Origin of the sequence: Streptomyces sp. AC558_RSS880, assembly GCF_019049255.1 — a bacterium.
GTDB lineage: Bacteria > Actinomycetota > Actinomycetes > Streptomycetales > Streptomycetaceae > Streptomyces.
In genome coordinates this window covers 63,958-82,602 of record NZ_JAGMUJ010000047.1, presented here as the reverse complement: position 1 = coordinate 82,602, position 18,645 = coordinate 63,958, and the positions used below count along the sequence as shown (strand labels likewise).

Here is an 18,645-nt window from a genome sequence, read left to right as displayed (position 1 = left end):
TCCCACAGCGCGAAGGGCAGCGCGGAGCCGACGGCGCTGACGGTGAACAGGACCGCGGCGATCTGCATGCACCGGATGCGGCCGATGCGGTCGGCTATGCGGCCGGCGGTCGCGGCGCCGACGGCACAGCCGATCAGGGCGACGGCGATGACCTGCGCGAGCGCGGCGGAGCCGATGCCGTAACGGTCGCGGACGGCCTCGACCGCACCGTTGATCACGGAGCTGTCGTAGCCGAAGAGGAAACCGCCCATGGCGGCCGCCGCCGCGATGAAGACGACGTGCCCGAGATGTTCGGGATGAGCCGCCCGGGCTCCTGACTGCTGTGCCTGCGATGTGCTGGTCACGTTCTACTCCTCGGGCCACCGGCAACATCGCCGGGTGGGGGATCAGCCCTTCGAGGTCCAGCTGAAGGTACCTGAAGGTAAAAACAACATTGCAGAGACTATGTCTTCAACTTTTGAAGTCAATAGGTGTTGTCGTGTGAGTTTGGAGACGCACCAAAGGAGGGGTTGTTCAGAACTTGAAGACTTGGTGCCGTTCTAGCGCAGACGCTGGCTGATGACCTTGGATACGCCGTCGCCCTGCATGGAGACGCCGTACAGCGCGTCGGCGACCTCCATGGTGCGCTTCTGGTGCGTGATCACGATCAGCTGCGAGGCCTCCTGCAGCTCCTGCATGATCCGGATCAGCCGCTGGAGGTTGGTGTCGTCGAGGGCGGCCTCGACCTCGTCCATGACGTAGAACGGGCTGGGCCGCGCCTTGAAGATCGACACGAGCATCGCCACGGCGGTCAGCGACCGCTCGCCGCCCGAGAGCAGGGAGAGGCGCTTGACCTTCTTCCCGGGCGGACGCGCCTCGACGTCCACGCCCGTGGTGAGCATGTTGTCGGGGTCGGTCAGCACCAGGCGCCCCTCACCGCCCGGGAACAGCCGGGAGAAGACGCCCTCGAACTCGCGCGCGGTGTCCCGGTAGGCCTCGGTGAAGACCTGTTCGACGCGTTCGTCGACCTCCTTGACGACCTGGAGCAGGTCCGCGCGGGTCTTCCTCAGGTCCTCCAGCTGCTCGCTGAGGAACTGGTGGCGTTCCTCGAGCGCCGCGAACTCCTCCAGGGCGAGCGGGTTCACCTTGCCGAGCTGCTGGTAGGCGCGCTCGGCGGCCTTCAGGCGCTTCTCCTGCTCGGCCCGCACGAAGGGGCGGGGCCTGTTGCGCGGGTGGTCCGGGTCCTCCGGCAGCTGCTCGCCCTCGGCGGGGGGCGAGGGCGGCACCGGCTGCTGCGGGCCGTACTCCGCCACCAGCCCGGCCGGTTCGACACCCAGCTCCTCCAGCGCCTTGGTCTCCAGCTGCTCCATCCGCAGCCGTTTCTCGGCGCCGAGTACCTCGCCCCGGTGAACCGAATCCGTCAACTTGTCGAGTTCCGCCTTGAGATCGCGCCCCTCGGTGCGGGCACGGGCGAGTTCCTGCTCACGATGGGCCCTGGCCGCGTCGGCGGCGGTGCGCTCCTGGTCGGCGCGGGCGAGGGAGACCTCGACGTGCGCGAGGAGCTGCCGGGCGCCGGAGGCGACGGCCCCGGCGACGGCGGCCTCGTGCCGCAGCCGGGCCCGGCGCTGTTCGGCACGCGCGCGTGCCTCGCGTTCCGCGCGGGCGGCGCGGTCCAGTGAGTCGGCCCGTCCGGCGAGCCCCTTGACCCGTTCCTCGTGCGTACGGGCCTGGAGGCGGGCCTCCATCTCGGTCTGGCGGGCGTTGGCCCCGTCGGCGGCGAGCCGGTCGCGCACGGAGGTGTCGGGCTCCTCCTCGTACGGCGCCTCCTCGGCGACCTCGAGTCGTTCGGCGAGTTCCTCGACGTCGGTGAGCGCGGTCTCGAGGGCTTCCTGTGCCCGGGCCGCGGCGGCGCCGGCCCGCTCGGCCTCCCCCGCGGCGCCGCGCGCCTGCCCGGCGAGCCGGCCGAGCTGCTGGGCGACGGAGGACTTCTCCCGGTCCGCGGCCCGGCGCCGCTCCCCGAGGTCCTCGACGAGGGCCGCGCACTCCCGGCGCCGCCCGGCCGCCGTCTCCTGCGCCTCGGCCAGCTCCGCGCACCGCACGGCCAGCTCCTCCAGCTCGGCGGCGGCCTCGTCCACGGACGCCTGTACTTCCAGCAGGCTGGGGGCGCCTGCCGAACCGCCCTGCGCGAAGTGGGCGCCGAGCAGGTCGCCTTCGGCGGTGACGGCGGTGAGGTCGGAGTGGGCGGCGACGACTTCCTCGGCGTCCTCCAGGGTGCCGACGACGACGATGCCGTGCAGGAGCCGTCGTACGGCCGGCATGAGGGCGGCGGGTCCGCTCACGAGGTGCTCGGCGGGAAGGGCGGAGGCGGGCGGTCCGGCGGCTGCGGGTCCGTCGTGGCCGGTCGCGCGGTTCCCCGCGCCCCTGCGGAGCTCCGGTGCTCCCGCCAGGAGCAGGGCCGCCCGGCCTGCGTCCTGTTTGCGCAGCAGGCGGATCGCCTCGGCCGCGGCGGACGGTGAGGTCACCGCGAGGGCGTCCGCCGCCGTGCCGAGCGCGGCTGCGAGCGGTACCTCGTAGCCGGCCGTCACCGTCAGCCGCTCCGCGGCCGGGCCCAGCAGTCCCGTGAGGCGGTCCTTCGCGCCCAGCAGGGCGCCGGTGCCGTCCTTGCGGCGCAGGCCGAGCGCGAGGGCCTCGTGGCGGGCCTGGGTCGCGGCGCGCCTTCGTTCCGCGGCGGTGACCGCCTCGCGGGCGGCGGTGAGTGCGGTCTCGGCCTCCGCGAGCCGCCGCTTGGCGTCCTCGTGCCGCTCGGCGAGTTCGGCGTCGCCCGCGTCGAGGCCGTCGACCTCGGCCTTGAGGGCCTCGTACTCCTCCTGCGCGGCGACGGCCCGCTCCCGGGCCTCGTCACGGGCGGCGGCCAGCCGCTCGATCTCGGCCTGGGCGGCGGCGGCACGCGAACGGGCCGCGCCCACCTGTCCCTTGAGCCGGGCAAGCCCTTCACGCCGGTCGGCGATGGCCCGCGCGGCGTCCTTCAGGCGCCGTTCCTCCTGGGCGAGTTCGCGTTCCAGCTCCGCGCGGTGGGCGACCGTGTCCTCCAGGGCGCGTTCGGCCGCCTCCAGGGCGGCCTCCAGTTCGGCCTCCTGTTCCCGGATGCGCGCGGCCTCGCGCTCCATGTCCTCCGGGTCCCGGCCGCGCCGCTCCTCGGGGGGCGCGGAGGTCGCGCTCTTCACGCGCGCGTCGGCCAGCGAGATCGTGCCGCGCACCCGCTCGGCGAGCTGGGAGAGCTCGTACCAGGTCTGCTGGGCGTTCTGCAGCCGCGGGGTGAGCCGGCGCACCTCGTCCTCCAGGTGGGCCTCGCGCCGGAGGGCCTTCCCCAGCTCGGCCTCGGTCGCCTCCTTGCGCTCCTTGAGGGCCGCCTCGTCGGCGATCTCGGCCTGCAGCGCCTCGCGCAGCCGTACGAGGTCGTCGGCGAGCAGCCGCAGCCGGGCGTCGCGCAGGTCGGCCTGGATGACGGCGGCCCGTCGCGCGACGGCGGCCTGGCGGCCGAGCGGCTTGAGCTGGCGCCGCAGCTCTTCGGTGAGGTCCTGCACGCGGGCGAGGTTGGCCTGCATCGCGTCCAGCTTCCGCAGCGCCTTCTCCTTGCGCTTGCGGTGCTTGAGGACGCCGGCGGCCTCCTCGATGAAGGCGCGGCGGCCCGTGGGGTCGGCGTGCAGCACGGAGTCGAGCCGGCCCTGGCCGACGATGACGTGCATCTCCCGGCCGATGCCGGAGTCGGAGAGCAGCTCCTGGATGTCGAGGAGCCGGCAGGTGTCGCCGTTGATCTGGTACTCGCTGCCGCCGTTGCGGAACATGATCCGCGTGATGGTGACCTCGGCGTACTCGATGGGGAGGGCGCCGTCGGAGTTGTCGATGGTCAAGGACACCTCGGCACGGCCCAGCGGCGGGCGGCCGGTGGTGCCGGCGAAGATGACGTCCTCCATCTTGCCGCCGCGCAGCGACTTGGCGCCCTGCTCGCCCATGACCCAGCTGAGCGCGTCCACGACATTGGACTTGCCCGAGCCGTTCGGCCCCACGACGCAGGTGATCCCCGGCTCGAAGCGGAGTGTGGTCGCGGAGGCGAACGACTTGAAGCCGCGGAGGGTCAGGGCCTTGAGGTGCACGCCGTCGGACTCTACCCGCCGGTCAGGTCTCACTCCATGAACGCACGGTTTCGCGGGTGAACGCGCAGGGCACACCAGACGTTGAAGACGGTGAAAGGATGCGCGGGACAAGGAGCGCCGTGCGCGGGGGCGCGGGTGCCGGGGCGAGGTCGCGGAGGCGGGAAAGAAAGAAGGGACGCCGGGGCGTCCCTTGCAATTCTGACTGCTTGGCGGTGGTGACGGGCGGGCCCGACCACTGCTGTGCTGTTCGTACAGCGGTGAAGTGATCAGCGGTGCGATGATCAGGTGAGCGCAGGCTCCGCCTGGTGTGCGTCAACGCTCTCCATGATCCTGTCGTGAGAAGCGGCAGCCGAAAGCGCGTCGTTCTCCGCCTGGATCCGTACGAGCTCGGATTCCAGGTCCTGGACGCGCTGCTGGAGCCGTCGCATCTCGGCGAGGAGTCGCGGGTCGGAGCCGCCGACGTAACCGAGAAGCGCCTTTGCCATGATGGATGGTCCTCCACACTGAGTGACCGACCGATGCGGTGTGGGTCGTGAGGGATTCGCACCCGCGGTGCTTGGCAGGCCTGGAGTTGTGCTGCCGTTCAGCCATGCCAAACAGCTAAGGTGCGCGGGGCTTTCAGCGTCTCACCAAAAAGTTTGAGGGTCAACACGATCACGCCCCGTATTGGCGGACAACCGGGTGCGCACGGCCGGCGAACGGCGGCGGCGCGCGTCTCACGGGTCCTCGGGACGTGGCGATCATCTTGGCGGCCGGCGCCGCCCACGGCAAGCCCTTCTCGGCAATCACCAGGACTTTTTCTCCGGAAAGGGCCTGTCGCCCGGACCGCCCGTGACGCTCGGGGCCGCCGGAGCGGGCGGGATCAGCGGACGGCGAAGCCCTCGTAGCCGCCGCGCGGTGTGTCCCAGATCTCGGTGACTCCGTCCACGCGTCCGGGCGTGTCGCCGCCCTGGAGCCAGCCGAGCAGCCCCTCGCAGCGTTCGCGAGCGCCCTCGGCGACCACTTGGACCCTGCCGTCGCCCAGATTGAGAGCAAAACCACTCAGGCCGCCGATCTCCAGCGCCTTGGCCCGGGTGAACCAGCGGAAACCCACACCTTGGACATGACCGCGCACCCAGGCGACCAGTCGCACATCCTCGCTCATGGCTGCAACCTAACCGGACAAAGCCACTAGGGGCACACTGTGCCCTTGCGCCATGCGGTAGCGTCCCCACCCATGAATCTCATATGAAACTCACTCGTTCGTATGAGTTTCGTGATCGTCGCGTTTCGGGTTGGTCGCCAGCACGAGTCGACCGCGAGGACGAGGAAGGCCAGGACATGGGACGCCACCGACGCTCCGCCGCCGACCGCGCCGCCACGGGCCGCGCCACCGGGGTCACCCACGAAGACCTTTACGACGGCGGCCCGCACCCGAGAGACGACCGGAGGGACGGCCCGCCCACGATGGGCACCGCGCCGTATCTGAACCCGCAGGCGTACGCCGAGACGTACGCGAAGAGCGAGGCCTACCTCTACGCGACGGACGGCGCCGGAATCCCCGCCGGGGGCGGCGACTTCACCCACGGCGACTTCACCCGCGGCGGCTTCCCGGACGCCGACTTCCCGACGGGCCCGGACCGGATCGGCCACGCCTTCGCCGGTGACGGCCTCGCGCCCGACGACGCGCCCCGCAGCGGCGGGCACCGGCGCCGGAAGAAGAAGGCCGCGGCCCCGGTCCGTACCGGCCTGCTCGGTGTCTCCGCCGCGGTGGCCCTCGGCACGGTGGCGGTGGCCACGGGCGCGGTGCCCGGTCTGGAGAACTACCGGCTCGGCGGCGACAGCACCTCCGGTGACAGCGTGCAGGCCGGGGACCTGCCCACCAACTCGCCCGGTGAGCAGGGCGGCAGGTCCGGCAGCCTGGAGAGCCCGAGCCGTGACGCCGGCACCCCGGCGAGCCGCGACACCGAGCGCTCCACCTCGCCCGAGCCGTCCGCGCCGGCCTCGGCGTCGGCCAAGCCGACGAAGACCCCGGAGAAGAAGACCCCGGAGAAGAAGGAGACCGCGGCGGCCCCGGAGAAGACCGCGGAGGAGGCGCCGTCCCGCAAGGCGACGCCGGAGCCGGAGAAGAAGACGAGCAGTCCGGTGACCGGGTCGGCGGAGGCCGTCGCCGGGGCCGAGGTGCTCCGGCTGGTCAACGTGGAGCGGGCCAAGGCGGGGTGCAGCCCGGTCACCGCGGACAGCGCGCTGGCCGGTCTGGCCACGGCGTTCAGCGACGACATGGCCGCCCGGGGCTTCTTCGACCACACGGACCCCGACGGCGACACCCCGTGGGACCGGGCCAAGGCGGCCGGCATAGGCAACCTGGGCGGCGAGAACATCGCCCGGGGCCAGACCGACGCCGAGTCCGTGATGCAGGCCTGGATGGACAGCCCCGGCCACAAGGCGAACATACTGAACTGCGACTTCAAGACGCTGGGCGTGGGCGTCCACATGGGGTCGGGCGGTCCGTGGTGGACCCAGAACTTCGGGTACTGACTTTCAGTTAGCGCAATCCGATGGTCAGCGCTGCTCTGACGTAGGCTGGTCTCATGACGACCGTGCGGCGCCCGGAGGAGCAGGAGTTCCCCTTCAACGTGTTCGCCAAGGCGTGCCCGTCCCGCGGCACGCTGGAGCATGTGACCGGACGCTGGGGCGCGTTGACCCTCGGCGCGCTCCACGAGGGCTCGCTCCGGTTCAACGAGCTGCGCCGCCGGGTCGACGGGGTGAGCGAGAAGATGCTCTCCCAGACGCTGCACGCGCTGGAGCGCGACGGCCTGGTGCACCGCGAGGCCCAGCCGACCAACCCGCCCCGCGTGGACTACGAACTGACCCCGCTGGGCCACGAGGTCACCCGGCGTCTGCTGTCCCTCATCGAGTGCGTCGAGGGCAGCATGGACGCCGTGCTCCGGGCCCGTGAGCGCTACGACGAGACGCGCGGCGCCCGCTGACACCTCGGGCAGAAGTAGCTGGACCGGTTCATCCACGCCCGTCGGCGCATCGGCGTACCGCAGCGGCGGCAGGGCAGCCCCTCACGGCCGTACGCGTCCAGGGACCGGTCGAAGTAGCCGGACTCCCCGTTGACGTTGACGTAGAGACTGTCGAAGCTGGTGCCGCCCACCGCGAGCGCGGCGTTCATGACGTCCCGGACGTGGCCCAGCAGGAGCAGGGTGCGCGGGCGGGTGAAGCCGGCCGTCGGGCGCTCGTAGTGGATGCGGGCCCGCCACAGCGCCTCGTCGGCGTAGATGTTGCCGACGCCGCTGATCAGTGACTGGTCGAGCAGGGCCCGTTTGATGGTGGTCCGCCTGCGGCGCAGCGCCTGGTGGAACGCCTCCTCGTCGAAGAGCGGGTCGAGGGGGTCCCGGGCGATGTGCGCGATGACGTCGGGCAGTCCGTCGGGGGTGGTGTCGTGCAGCGACAGACCGCCGAAGGTGCGCTGGTCGACGAAGCGGAGTTCGGTGTCCAGGGCGTCGGTGAAGCGGACGCGGACGCGCAGGTGCTTCTCGTCCGGCGCCGTGTGCGGCTGGACCAGCAGCTGGCCGCTCATGCCGAGGTGGGCCAGGACCGACTGGCCGGTGTCCGCCAGGGGCAGCCACAGGTACTTGCCGCGGCGGCTGGGGACGCCGATGCGGTGCCCCTTGAGCCGGTGCGCGAAGTCGTCGGCGCCGGCGACGTGACGGCGTACCGCGCGCGGGTGCAGCACCTCGGCGTCGGCGACGGTCCGGTGGGCGACCCACCGCTCGAGTCCGCGCCGTACGACCTCGACCTCGGGCAGCTCGGGCATGGGTTCCCCTCCAAGAAACGGTGGACGAGCACCGAGCGCCCGCCCCGGTGCGGGGCGGGCGCTCGGGTCGTGTGGTGCGTCAGGCGGAGGCCGACGGGGCGTCGGCGCCCTTCCCGGAGGCGTTGGCTTCGGCGGCCCGGACGGTCTCCTCGGCCAGCGCCGCCGCCTCGGCGCGCTCGTCCGCCGCGGCCCGGATGGCGCGCCACGCGGACTCGGCGGCCTGCTGCTCCGCCTCCTTCTTGCTGCGGCCGGTGCCGGTGCCGTACGAGACGCCTCCGACGCGGGCGGCAGCAGTGAAGGTCTTCTCGTGGTCGGGGCCGGTCTCCGTGACCAGGTACTCGGGCACGCCGAGTCCTTCGGTCGCGGTGAGCTCCTGGAGACTGGTCTTCCAGTCCAGGCCGGCACCGAGGTTGGAGGACTTCTCGATCAGGGGGTCGAACAGGCGGTGCACCAGCTCCGCCGCCGAGTCCAGGCCCTGGTCGAGATAGACCGCGCCGATCACCGCTTCCAGGGTGTCGGCGAGGATGGACGCCTTGTCCCGGCCGCCCGTGCCCTCTTCACCACGGCCGAGCCGGATGAAGGAGCCCAGGTCGAGCCCACGGCCCACCTCCGCCAGCGCACGCGAGTTGACCACCGCGGCCCGCAGCTTGGCCAGCTGGCCTTCGGGCAGGTCGGGGTGGGTGCGGTACAGCGTGTCCGTGACGACGAGGCCGAGCACGGAGTCCCCGAGGAACTCCAGCCGCTCGTTCGTCGGCAGGCCGCCGTTCTCGTACGCGTAGGAACGGTGGGTCAGCGCACGCACCAGAAGGGCGGACTCGAGCTTGTACCCGAGCCGCCCTTCCAGAAGCGTGTGGGACGAGGCCTGGTTGTCCGCTGAGTTCTTCTTCGGCGTCGACACAGTGCCTCTCACCGGCCGCTCAGACCTCGAGGACCTGGCGCTTGTTGTAAGTGCCGCAAGACGGGCACGCGATGTGCTGCTGCTTGGGCTCGTGGCAGCGCTCGCACGCAACCAGGGTGGGGACCGCAGCCTTCCACTGCGACCGGCGGTGGCGCGTGTTGCTGCGCGACATCTTCCGCTTCGGAACAGCCACGGCTACTTCTCCTGCTTCTCGTCGACGCCAGGTTCGGCGCCGCTCATCTCGTCCTTCTCGCCGTCCTTGACGGTGCCGGCGAGTCCCTGCAAAGCCGCCCAACGGATGTCGACGGCGTCGTGGTGGTGGTCCGGGTCGTCGGCGAGCCGTGCTCCGCACTCGGAGCACAGACCCGGGCAGTCTTCCCGGCACACCGGCTGCATCGGCAGTGCGAGCACCACCGCATCGCGCAGCACGGGCTCGAGGTCGAACATGCCGTCCTCGAGGAAGAGCCTGTCCTCGTCGTCCTCGGCGTCGTCGCCCGGTTCCGCGATCACGCGGCCCCGGTCGTCGGCGTCAGGGTACGAGAACATCTCCTGGAAGTCCGCTTCGAGCTCCTGCTCCAGCGGCTCCAGACACCTTACGCACTCCCCCTCGGCCTTGGCACGGGCGGTGCCTGTGACGAGCACACCTTCCATGACCGACTCGAGCCGGAGTTCGAGCTCCACCGGGGCGCCTTCCGGCACTCCGATGACATCCTTGATCCCGAAGTCCTGGGGAGCGTCGACCGTGCGGGTCAGGCGCTGCAGCGCACCGGGCCGCCGCCCCAGCTCGTGCGTGTCGAACACGAGGGGGTTGCGGTGGTCGAGGCGGGCGTTCAGAGCCATTCCTGCTTTCGGTCTTCGAGCTCAGAGGTACCGCTGCCGTGCGATGTTCCCGGGCAGCGTGGATCGCGGACACAAGCGCGACCGAAGAGCCAGGATACTGGACCTTTCGCTCTCGGCCCAATCCGCCCCTACAGACCCCGCTCGCGCTCGTAGGCCCGCAGCTGTTCGGGCGTGATCATGCTGGTGTCGAAGAGGCTGGTCTCGTCCAGGGCGTAGCCCTGCTGGGCCTGCTGCGCCTGCTGGTCGTGCCCGGCCTGCTGCCCCTGGTTCGGGTCGTACGCCTGCGCGTCGTAGCCCTGGTACGCGGCGTACGGGTCCGGCTGCTGCTGATAGCCGTAGGCGTCCTGCCCGCCGCCGTACTGCTGCTGGTAGTCGGCATAGGGGTCCGGCTGCTGCTGATAGCCGTACGCGGGCTCCGGCTGGGCGTAGGTCTGCCGCTGCGGCTCGGGCCGCTTGGCCGGGGCGGCGTCCTGCTCGGCGAGGGACGCGAGGTCGGCGAGGTAGTCGGCGTCGCTGGAGTGCTGGACGGTCGTCGGGTCGTCGGCGAGGGCGCCGAGGTCGTCGGTGGCGATCCGGCCGTGCAGCTTCTGGCGGCCCCGCCCCACCGCCTCCAGGGTCTTGGCGAGGACCGCCTCGAAGGCGCCGAGCTTGACGTCGACGTACTCGTCGGCGGTGCGGCGCAGGGTCTCCGGGTCGTGGCTGCGCTCGGGGGCGTCCTCGTCCTCGTAGCCCTGCTCGTCGAGGCCGGGGCCGGTGCCGAGCAGCTTCTCGCGGCCGCGGCCGACCGAGCCGAGCGTCTTGGTGAGGACGACCTCGAAGTTGGCCAGCTTGGAGTCGACGTAGTCGTCGGCCTCCGCGCGGATCTCCTCGGCCTCCTTGCGGGCCTCCCCGAGGATCCGGTCGGCCTCGGACTGCGAACGGCGGGCGATCTCGGTGTCGGAGATCAGGGAGCCGCGCTGGGCGTGCGCGCCCTCGATGATCCGCTCGGCCTCCTGGCGGGCCTGCTCGACCATCTGCTCCCGGCCGCCGATCAGTTCCTCGGCCTGGGCGAGGGAGTCGGGCAGCGCCGCGCGCACCTCTTCGAGCATCGCGAGCAGTTCGGCGCGGTTGACCACGCACGAGGCCGACATGGGCATCGACCGGGCACTGGAGACCGCGGCGACGATCTCATCGAGCTTCTTCTGCACGTCCACCGTGTGCTCGCCACTCTCTACAGCTGTGTTGGAGACGGACGGGACGACTGTACGACCCCGGGGCGTCCGGTGGACACCGGACGGCCGGTACGGACGGTCAGTCCCGGCGCAGGCGTTCGGTGAGGGCCGTCAGGACCTCCGGCGGCACCAGGTGGGCGACGTCGCCGCCCCAGGCCGCGACCTCCTTGACGAGCGAGGAGGACAGGAAGCTGTAGGTGGGGTTGGTGGGCACGAAGAGGGTCTCCACGCCCGAGAGGCCGTTGTTCATCTGGGCCATCTGCAGTTCGTAGTCGAAGTCGCTGACCGCGCGCAGGCCCTTGACGATGGCCGGGATCTCGCGCTGCTTGCAGAAGTCGACGAGCAGGCCGTGGAAGGCCTCGACGCGGACGTTGCCGTACTCGGCGGTGACCCGGCGGATCAGGTCGATCCGCTCCTCGATCTCGAACAGGCCCTTCTTGGACTGGTTGATCATCACCGCGACGTAGACCTCGTCGTACAGCCGGGAGGCCCGGGCGATGATGTCGAGGTGTCCGTTGGTGATCGGGTCGAACGACCCGGGGCATACGGCGCGGCGCACTTGTGATCCCTCGCTCTCCGGTCCGGTCATCGTGCGTCTTCGCACGTAGAGGCGGCGCGACCGTACCAAAACGTTCCCTCGCCGTAGCGACGGGCCCGGATCGCCTCGAAGCCGGGCGGCCAGCCGAATTCCCCTCCTCGGGTGCTGCGCTCCACGGTGACGAGGGCTTCTTCGGCGAGCCAGCCCTCCGCGCGGAGTGTGAGCAGGATCTCGCGAAGATCGGCGTCGGAGACGGCGTAGGGCGGGTCGAGGAAGACGAGGTCGTAGGGCTCCTGCGGGGGCGCGGCACGGATGATCTGTTCCGCTTTGCCGGATCTGACCTCGGCGCCGGGGAGTCCGAGCGACTTCACGTTCTCCCGGACCGTGCGGACGGCGCGGGCGTCGGCCTCCACCAGCAGGACGTGTCCCGCGCCACGGGACAGTGCCTCCAGGCCGACGGCGCCGGACCCGGCGTACAGGTCGAGGACGCGGTCGCCGTCCAGCGGGCCGCCGAGCAGGGACTGCCAGGTGGAGAAGAGGCCCTCGCGCGCACGGTCGGAGGTCGGGCGGGTCCCCTGTCCCGGCGGAACGGCCAGGCGGCGTCCGCCGGCCGCGCCGGCGATCACGCGAGTCATGTCCTCGGTCCTTGTCGGTGTGTGCTGGTCGGTGGGCCGTCCCAGTCTGTCAGCCCTTCTCCAGGTACTGCTCCCGCTCGTCGTCCAGCAGGGCGTCCAGCGCCGTGCGCAGGGCGGGCAGGCCCGTCAGGTCCGGGTCGGCGGACACCACCGCCGCCGCCTCCTCCCTCGCCTCGGCGATGATCTCCTCGTCGTCGATGACGGCGAGCACGCGCAGGCTGGAGCGGGTACCGGACTGGGCCTGGCCCAGGACATCACCCTCGCGGCGCTGCTCCAGGTCGATGCGGGAGAGTTCGAAGCCGTCGAGGGTGGAGGCGACGGCGTTCAGCCGCTGCCGGGCCGCGCTCGCCTCGGGCATCTCGGTGACCAGCAGACACAGGCCCGGGGCCGAGCCGCGGCCGACCCGGCCGCGCAGCTGGTGGAGCTGGGAGACGCCGAAGCGGTCGGCGTCCATGATCACCATCGCGGTGGCGTTGGGGACGTTGACCCCGACCTCGATGACGGTCGTGGCGACCAGGACGTCGGCCTCGCCGGCGGCGAAGCGGCGCATGACGGCGTCCTTGTCGTCGGGCTGCATGCGCCCGTGCAGGACCTCGACCCGGAGCCCTCGCAGCGGCCCTTTCGCCAGTTGCTCCGCGATGTCCAGGACGGCGAGCGGGGGCCGCTTCTCCGCCTCGTCCTCGGGGGACTTCTTCCTGCCGGCCTTCTTCGGGTCGTCCTCCTCGTCACCGATGCGCGGGCAGACCACGTACGCCTGGTGCCCGTTCGCGACCTCCTCGCGGACGCGCTCCCAGGCGCGGGCGAGGAAGTGCGGCTTGTCGGCGGCCGGGACGACATGGCTGGCGATGGGCGAGCGGCCGGCCGGGAGCTGGTCGAGGACGGAGGTCTCCAGGTCGCCGAAGACCGTCATCGCGACCGTGCGCGGAATGGGGGTGGCGGTCATGACGAGCAGGTGCGGGGGCTGCTTGCCCTTGCCGCGCAGGGCGTCGCGCTGCTCCACACCGAAGCGGTGCTGTTCGTCGACCACGACCAGCCCCAGGTCGTGGAACTGCACCTTGTCCTCGATCAGCGCGTGCGTGCCGATGACGACACCGGCCTCACCGGTGGCCAGGTCGAGCAGCGCGTGGCGCCGCGCCGCCGCCCCCATGGACCCGGTGAGCAGCACCACCTTGGTGGCGCCGTCGGCTCCGCCGAGCATCCCGCCCTCGGCCAGCTCCCCCATCATCTCGGTGACCGACCGGTGGTGCTGCTGGGCGAGCACTTCGGTGGGCGCGAGCATCGCCGCCTGTCCGCCCGCGTCGACGACGGCGAGCATGGCGCGCAGGGCGACCAGCGTCTTGCCCGATCCCACCTCGCCCTGGAGCAGGCGGTGCATGGGGTGTTCGGTGGCGAGGTCGGCGAAGATCTCGGCGGAGACCTTCTGCTGGCCCTCGGTGAGGGTGAAGGGGAGGCGGTCGTCGAAGGCGGTGAGGAGGCCGTCCGGCTTGGGGCGGCGGGCCACGGCGGGAAGCTGCGCGTCGGCGTGGCGGCGGCGGGCGAGGGCGACCTGGAGGACGAAGGCCTCGTCCCACTTGAGGCGGGCGCGGGCGTCCTCGATGTCCGCCTTGGTGTGCGGGCGGTGGATCTTGAGGAGTGCTTCGGGGAGGGCGACCAGGCCACGGCCCGCGCGGAGGGACTCCGGAAGGGGGTCGACGGCCTCCTGGGCGCTGGGCAGCACCGTCTGGAGCGCCTTGCCGATCTTCCAGGACTCCAGCTTGGCGGTGGCGGGGTAGATCGGGATGAGGGCGCCGGCCCAGGTCTCGACCGTCTCCTCGGCGTCACCGCGCAGCAACTCGTACGCCGGGTGGGCGAGCTGGAGGCGGCGGTTGAAGACGGAGACCTTGCCGGCGAACATCGCGCGGGTGCCCGGCAGGAGTTCCTTGTGCGGTTTGTGGACACCGGCGCCGAAGAAGACCAGCTGCAGCCGGCCGCTGCCGTCCGTGATGGTCACCTCCAGGCGCTGGCCCTTGCCGCGCGGGGCCTTGGCGGAGGCGAAGGTGTGCAGGCGGGCGTCGGCGACCTGGGCGACCACCGTGACGTGCTCGTCCATGGGGAGGTCGGCGAGGTGGGTGAGCTGGCCGCGCTCCTCGTATCTGCGCGGGTAGTGGTGCAGGAGGTCGCCGACGGTGTGCAGGCCGAGATGCTCGGCCATCACCTTGGCGGTGGCGGGGCCGAGCACCTTCTTCAGTGGTTCGTCGAGTGCGGGCACGGGATCCATTGCACACCACGACACTGACAACACGCGGGCGCCGGGGCCCGGCTCCTCGCGGAGGTCCCGCCGGGGTCACTCCACCCCGATGAGCAGCAGGGCACCCTGTCTGCCGCCGTGGTACACCACCGTGTCGACGGCGAGGTAGCCCTCGCGGACGCGGGTCTCCAGGTGCGCGGCGACGGAATCGGGGGTGCCGTCGCCGAGGACCAGGGTGACCAGTTCGCCGCCGGCCGCGAGCATGCGGTCGAGGACGGCCTCGGCGGTGGCCGTGAGGTCCTGCCCGATCACGGCCACGTCCCCGTCGACCAGGCCGAGGACGTCGCCCGCCTGGCAGATGCCCGCCATGGTCCAGGACTGGCGCTCGGCGACGGTGACCTCGGCGTAGCGGGTCGCGCCCGCCGCCGACGTCATCGACACCACGTCCTCGTCGAAGCGGCGCTCCGGCTCGTGCACCGCGAGCGCCGCGATGCCCTGGACCGCGGAGCGGGTCGGGATGAGGGCCACCCGGACGCCCTCCGCCCGGACCTGCTCGGCCGCCGCGGCGGCGGTGTGGCGCAGGTCGGCGTCGTTGGGCAGCAGCACCACCTCCCGCGCGTGCGCACGCCGTACCGCCTGGACGAGTTCACCGCTCGCGGGCGGCTCCCCGGGACGGGCCAGCACGGTGGTCGCGCCGGCCTCGGCGTACAGACCCGCCAGGCCCTCGCCGGGCACCACGGCCACGACGGCCCGCTGAGCGCGTTCCCCGGGCGCCGCCGGCTCGGCCCCGGTCGTGTGGACGTCCCCCGCGCCGAAGTGGGTGATCCGGATCCGGTACGGCCGTCCGGCCTCGACCCCGGCCTCCACGGCGGCGCCCGCGTCGTCGACGTGGACGTGGACGTTCCACAGCCCGTCCCCGCCGACCACCACGAGCGAGTCGCCCAGCGCGTCGAGCCGGTTCCGCAGCCGCGCGACGGCCGCGTCCCCGGCCTCCAGCAGATAGATCACCTCGAAGGCCGGTCCCCCGGGCCCCGCTCCCGGCGCGGCACCGCCGTCCGCGCACTCACCGAGGCCGCCGGCCTCCTCCACGCGCGCGTGCGGCACGGGACCGGTGGTGCGCACGGAACCGCTCCACGGGCCGCCCACCGCGGGCATGCCCCGCGGCGCCTCCCCCGTGAACGTCTCCACCAGTGCCGCGAGCACCGCCACCAGCCCCCTGCCGCCCGCGTCGACCACTCCGGCGCGCTTGAGGACGGCCAGCCGGGCCGGGGTCTCGGCGAGTGCCGCGCGGGCTCCCTCGTGGGCCGCCCGCGCCACCGCCCCGCAGTCGCCCTCCGTCCGGCCGGCCGCGTCGGCGGCGGCCGAGGCGACGGTGAGGACCGTGCCCTCGACGGGATGCGCGACCGCCTGGCGCGCGGAGTCGGCCGCGTGCCGCAGGGCGATCCGCAGTCCCTCCCCGTCGGCGTGCGCCGGGGCCTCGTCACCGGCAAGTTCCTGGGCCATGCCGCGCAGCAGCTGCGCCAGGATCGTCCCGGAGTTGCCGCGGGCGCCGATCAGCGCCCCGTGCGCCATCGCCCGTACGGCGTCGGCCAGCGTGGGCCGCCGGTCCCCGCCGGCCTGGTGCCCCTCGAACACCGCTTCCACCGCCGCGGTCGCCGACTCGACGGTCAGATAGAGGTTCGTCCCGGTGTCCCCGTCCGCCACCGGGTAGACGTTGATCGCGTCGATCTCCTCCCGGGCCCGTCCCAGCGCCTCGAGCGCGAGACCGCACCAGGAACGCACCGCGAGAGCATCGAAGAATGTCTGCGGCACCTGCGCCACCTGCGCCTCCCTGAGCTGCCGGCCGTGGCAGGCAGCGTAGACCGTGGGGCGCCGCCCACCGGAAGAGGGCTGGAGGCGGGCCTCTGAGCTGCCGTGGTAGTTTCGTTCTACGGGTGCAGCCGTTGTATGCTGCTCCGGTTGCCCGATCTGATCGGGCCTTTCACCCGGTAACGCCACTCAGATTCCACGGGGCTCCTGGAGCCCGGAATTTCGATCCCGGCCTGCCGGGATCAACCGTAAGTGCATCTGAAGTCTTTGGAGTGACCCGTGGCTGCCAACTGCGACGTCTGCGGCAAGGGGCCGGGCTTCGGCAACAACATCTCGCACTCGCACCGCCGTACGCCCCGTCGCTGGAACCCGAACATCCAGCGCGTGCGTACCGTGGTCGGCGGGACGCCGAAGCGCGTGAACGCCTGCACCTCGTGCATCAAGGCCGGCAAGGTCTCGCGCTGACGCTTTCGCTGAGCGCGCGGCCATAGCCGGTTTCGCCGCACTTAGCCGGTCCACCTTGGGGTGGGCCGGCTTTTTGCTGTGGTCCGGCGCGTTTGCGAGGTGGTCGGCAGGCGGGGTGGGTTGCGCGACCCGGCGCTTGCGGGGTGCCTCCCCCAGAGGGGGTACCCCCAGCCCACCCGTGCCGTCCCGCGGCACGATTGTCCGCGGGAACGGCGGGAACGGCGGGAGCGGCGGGCTCAGGTCTGCTTCTGGAGGTTCCAGGCGTGGTTCACCGGACCTATGCCCGTGCCCAGGGCGAAGCCGGAGGCTATGGCGCCGGTGACGTAGGCCTTGGCCTCCTTCACCGCCTCCGGGACCGGGCGGCCCATCGCCAGGTGTGACGCGATCGCCGACGCCAGCGTGCAGCCCGTGCCGTGGGTGTGGCGGTTGTCGTGTCTCGGGGCCCGCAGCCAGTGTTCCTCGGATCCGTCGGTGAGCAGGTCCACGGCGTCGCCGGACAGGTGGCCGCCCTTGATCACCACCCAGCGCGGCCCGAAGTCCAGCACCGCCCGGGCCGCCCGGCGCAGATCGTCCTCCGCCTCGACCCGTACGCCGGTCAGTTGCGCCACCTCGTCCAGGTTCGGTGTGGCCACGGTCGCCACCGGCAGCAGCCTCGTCCGTACGGAGTCCAGCGCGGAGGCGGCCAGCAGCGGGTCCCCGTGCTTGGAGACCCCCACCGGGTCGACGACCGCCGGCGCGTCCGTACCCGCGATCAAGTCGGCCACCGCTTCGACGAGTTCGGCGGAGGACAGCATGCCGGTCTTGACCGCCTGCACCCCGATGTCGTCGACGACACTGCGGTACTGGGCCCGCACCGCCTCCACGGGCAGCTCCCAGGCGCCCTGCACGCCCAGGGAGTTCTGCGCGGTCACCGCGGTGAGCACGCTCATGCCGTGCACGCCGAGCGCGAGCATCGTCTTCAGGTCGGCCTGGATGCCGGCGCCGCCGCCGGAGTCGGAGCCGGCCACGGTGAGGACCCTGGGCGGCGCGCTCATGACTCGATGTCCCCGAAGTGGTCCCAGCCGCCCTGGGTGGTCCAGGGCGCCCCGTCGACCGTCACCTGGGGAAGCGCCGACGGGTTGAGCACCTCGCCGATCACCTTCCAGCGGGCGGGCAGCTTCACGTCCGGCGGGAAGGTCGCCACGATCGCGTGGTCCTCTCCCCCGGTCAGCACCCACTGCATGGGGTCGACGCCGACGGCCTGGCCGATGTCGTTCATCTGCGAGGGGATGTCGATCGCGCCGGAGCGGATGTCGATGCGGACCTTGCTGGCCTCGGCGATGTGCCCGAGGTCGGCGATCAGCCCGTCGCTCACGTCGCACATCGCGGTCGCGCCGAGACCGGCGGCGGCCGGTCCCGCGTGGTACGGCGGTTCGGGACGCCGGTGCGCCTCGACGAAGGCGCGCGGCGAGCGGAAACCGCGGGAGAGCACCGCGTGCCCGGCCGCGGACCAGCCCAGCCAGCCGGTCACCGCGACGAGGTCACCCGGCTGCGCGCCGCCCCGGGTCACGGGCTCCTGGTTGCGCAGATCGCCGAGCGCCGTGATCGACACCATGATCGTGTCGCCGCGCACGACATCGCCGCCGACGACCGCGGCACCGGCCACCTGGCACTCGTCGCGCAGGCCGTCCATCAGCTCGCTGGGCCAGGTCACCGGCAGTTCCGCCGGGACGACGAGGCCGAGCAGCAGAGCGGTCGGCACGGCGCCCATGGCGGCGATGTCGGCGAGGTTCTGCGCGGCGGCCTTGCGGCCGACGTCGTAGGCCGTGGACCAGTCGCGGCGGAAGTGCCGGCCCTCCAGCAGGATGTCGGTGCTGGCCACGACCCTGCGGTCGGGCGCGGAGACCACCGCGGCGTCGTCGCCGGGGCCGACCCGGACCGCCGGGGTGGTGGTGAGACGGGAGGTGAGCTCCCTGATGAGCCCGAACTCGCCGAGCTCACCAACAGTGCCCTTCATTTCCCTTTCGACCCTTCTATCCCTGTCCGTGCCCGGTCGCGAGTGGTCCGAGTCCTCGCTACGGTCGAAATGACCGTCGACTTCCCCCGTG

Annotated in this window: 18 protein-coding genes; 3 read left to right on the top strand and 15 right to left on the bottom strand. The window is 72.1% G+C overall.

Features of this window, described 5'->3' with window-relative positions; genetic code table 11:
- The 4 genes from KUM38_RS19200 to KUM38_RS19185 all read right to left on the bottom strand — a co-directional run.
- The coding region (locus KUM38_RS19200; protein ID WP_217130624.1) for an MFS transporter at window positions 1-344 on the bottom strand (344 nt) is incomplete at its 3' end.
- Between the two features lie 195 nt (window positions 345-539).
- On the bottom strand, window positions 540-4,133 hold the full coding sequence (gene smc, locus KUM38_RS19195; RefSeq protein ID WP_217130623.1) for a chromosome segregation protein SMC: 3,594 nt from the start codon (window positions 4,131-4,133) through the stop codon (window positions 540-542).
- A gap of 281 nt (window positions 4,134-4,414) precedes the next feature.
- Window positions 4,415-4,618 carry a hypothetical protein gene (locus tag KUM38_RS19190; protein WP_073936471.1) on the bottom strand — a complete coding sequence of 68 codons (204 nt, stop codon included), beginning with the start codon at window positions 4,616-4,618 and terminating at the stop codon, window positions 4,415-4,417.
- Between the two features lie 377 nt (window positions 4,619-4,995).
- A complete protein-coding gene (locus tag KUM38_RS19185) occupies window positions 4,996-5,277 on the bottom strand; it encodes an acylphosphatase (protein ID WP_217130622.1) in 282 nt (93 codons plus the stop codon).
- Window positions 5,278-5,453: 176 nt separating this feature from the next.
- On the opposite strand from KUM38_RS19185, the gene KUM38_RS19180 reads away from it, so the two are divergent.
- Window positions 5,454-6,650: a CAP domain-containing protein gene (locus KUM38_RS19180; RefSeq protein ID WP_217130621.1), complete on the top strand. Its 1,197-nt coding sequence runs from the start codon at window positions 5,454-5,456 to the stop codon at window positions 6,648-6,650.
- Between the two features lie 53 nt (window positions 6,651-6,703).
- Complete coding sequence (locus tag KUM38_RS19175) at window positions 6,704-7,102, top strand: helix-turn-helix domain-containing protein (protein WP_217130620.1); 399 nt, start codon at window positions 6,704-6,706, stop codon at window positions 7,100-7,102.
- Here KUM38_RS19175 and mutM read toward each other — a convergent pair.
- The 9 genes from mutM to KUM38_RS19130 form a co-directional block, all read right to left on the bottom strand.
- Window positions 7,075-7,935, bottom strand: coding sequence for a bifunctional DNA-formamidopyrimidine glycosylase/DNA-(apurinic or apyrimidinic site) lyase (mutM, locus tag KUM38_RS19170; RefSeq protein ID WP_217130619.1), 861 nt, complete (start codon window positions 7,933-7,935; stop codon window positions 7,075-7,077). The genes KUM38_RS19175 and mutM overlap by 28 nt on opposite strands.
- A gap of 79 nt (window positions 7,936-8,014) precedes the next feature.
- Entirely contained in the window at window positions 8,015-8,833 is an 819-nt protein-coding gene (gene rnc / locus KUM38_RS19165) for a ribonuclease III (protein ID WP_217130618.1), read from the bottom strand.
- A 19-nt stretch (window positions 8,834-8,852) separates the two neighbouring features.
- On the bottom strand, window positions 8,853-9,026 hold the full coding sequence (gene rpmF / locus KUM38_RS19160) for a 50S ribosomal protein L32 (RefSeq protein ID WP_003951102.1): 174 nt from the start codon (window positions 9,024-9,026) through the stop codon (window positions 8,853-8,855).
- Window positions 9,027-9,028: 2 nt separating this feature from the next.
- Window positions 9,029-9,673 carry a DUF177 domain-containing protein gene (locus KUM38_RS19155; protein ID WP_217130617.1) on the bottom strand — a complete coding sequence of 215 codons (645 nt, stop codon included), beginning with the start codon at window positions 9,671-9,673 and terminating at the stop codon, window positions 9,029-9,031.
- Window positions 9,674-9,801: 128 nt separating this feature from the next.
- On the bottom strand, window positions 9,802-10,866 hold the full coding sequence (locus KUM38_RS19150; RefSeq protein WP_217130616.1) for an ATP synthase F0 subunit B: 1,065 nt from the start codon (window positions 10,864-10,866) through the stop codon (window positions 9,802-9,804).
- Window positions 10,867-10,963: 97 nt separating this feature from the next.
- Window positions 10,964-11,443, bottom strand: coding sequence for a pantetheine-phosphate adenylyltransferase (gene coaD, locus KUM38_RS19145; protein ID WP_217130615.1), 480 nt, complete (start codon window positions 11,441-11,443; stop codon window positions 10,964-10,966).
- Window positions 11,444-11,469: 26 nt separating this feature from the next.
- The gene (gene rsmD, locus KUM38_RS19140) at window positions 11,470-12,057 is read right to left on the bottom strand and encodes a 16S rRNA (guanine(966)-N(2))-methyltransferase RsmD (protein ID WP_217130614.1); all 588 of its coding nucleotides are present in this window, start codon (window positions 12,055-12,057) and stop codon (window positions 11,470-11,472) included.
- A gap of 49 nt (window positions 12,058-12,106) precedes the next feature.
- Window positions 12,107-14,314, bottom strand: coding sequence for an ATP-dependent DNA helicase RecG (recG, locus tag KUM38_RS19135; RefSeq protein ID WP_217130613.1), 2,208 nt, complete (start codon window positions 14,312-14,314; stop codon window positions 12,107-12,109).
- Between the two features lie 66 nt (window positions 14,315-14,380).
- Window positions 14,381-16,105 carry a DAK2 domain-containing protein gene (locus KUM38_RS19130; RefSeq protein ID WP_217130612.1) on the bottom strand — a complete coding sequence of 575 codons (1,725 nt, stop codon included), beginning with the start codon at window positions 16,103-16,105 and terminating at the stop codon, window positions 14,381-14,383.
- Between the two features lie 267 nt (window positions 16,106-16,372).
- Between KUM38_RS19130 and rpmB the strand changes: the two genes are divergently transcribed.
- Window positions 16,373-16,558, top strand: a complete 186-nt coding sequence (gene rpmB, locus KUM38_RS19125; RefSeq protein ID WP_004924906.1) for a 50S ribosomal protein L28 — start codon at window positions 16,373-16,375, stop codon at window positions 16,556-16,558.
- A gap of 236 nt (window positions 16,559-16,794) precedes the next feature.
- Here rpmB and thiD read toward each other — a convergent pair whose 3' ends face one another.
- Both thiD and KUM38_RS19115 read right to left on the bottom strand, forming a co-directional pair.
- Window positions 16,795-17,592: a bifunctional hydroxymethylpyrimidine kinase/phosphomethylpyrimidine kinase gene (gene thiD, locus KUM38_RS19120; protein ID WP_217130611.1), complete on the bottom strand. Its 798-nt coding sequence runs from the start codon at window positions 17,590-17,592 to the stop codon at window positions 16,795-16,797.
- Window positions 17,589-18,554, bottom strand: a complete 966-nt coding sequence (locus KUM38_RS19115) for a thiamine-phosphate kinase (RefSeq protein WP_030866190.1) — start codon at window positions 18,552-18,554, stop codon at window positions 17,589-17,591. Before KUM38_RS19115 ends, thiD begins: the two co-directional genes overlap by 4 nt.
- Window positions 18,555-18,645: the final 91 nt, after the last annotated feature.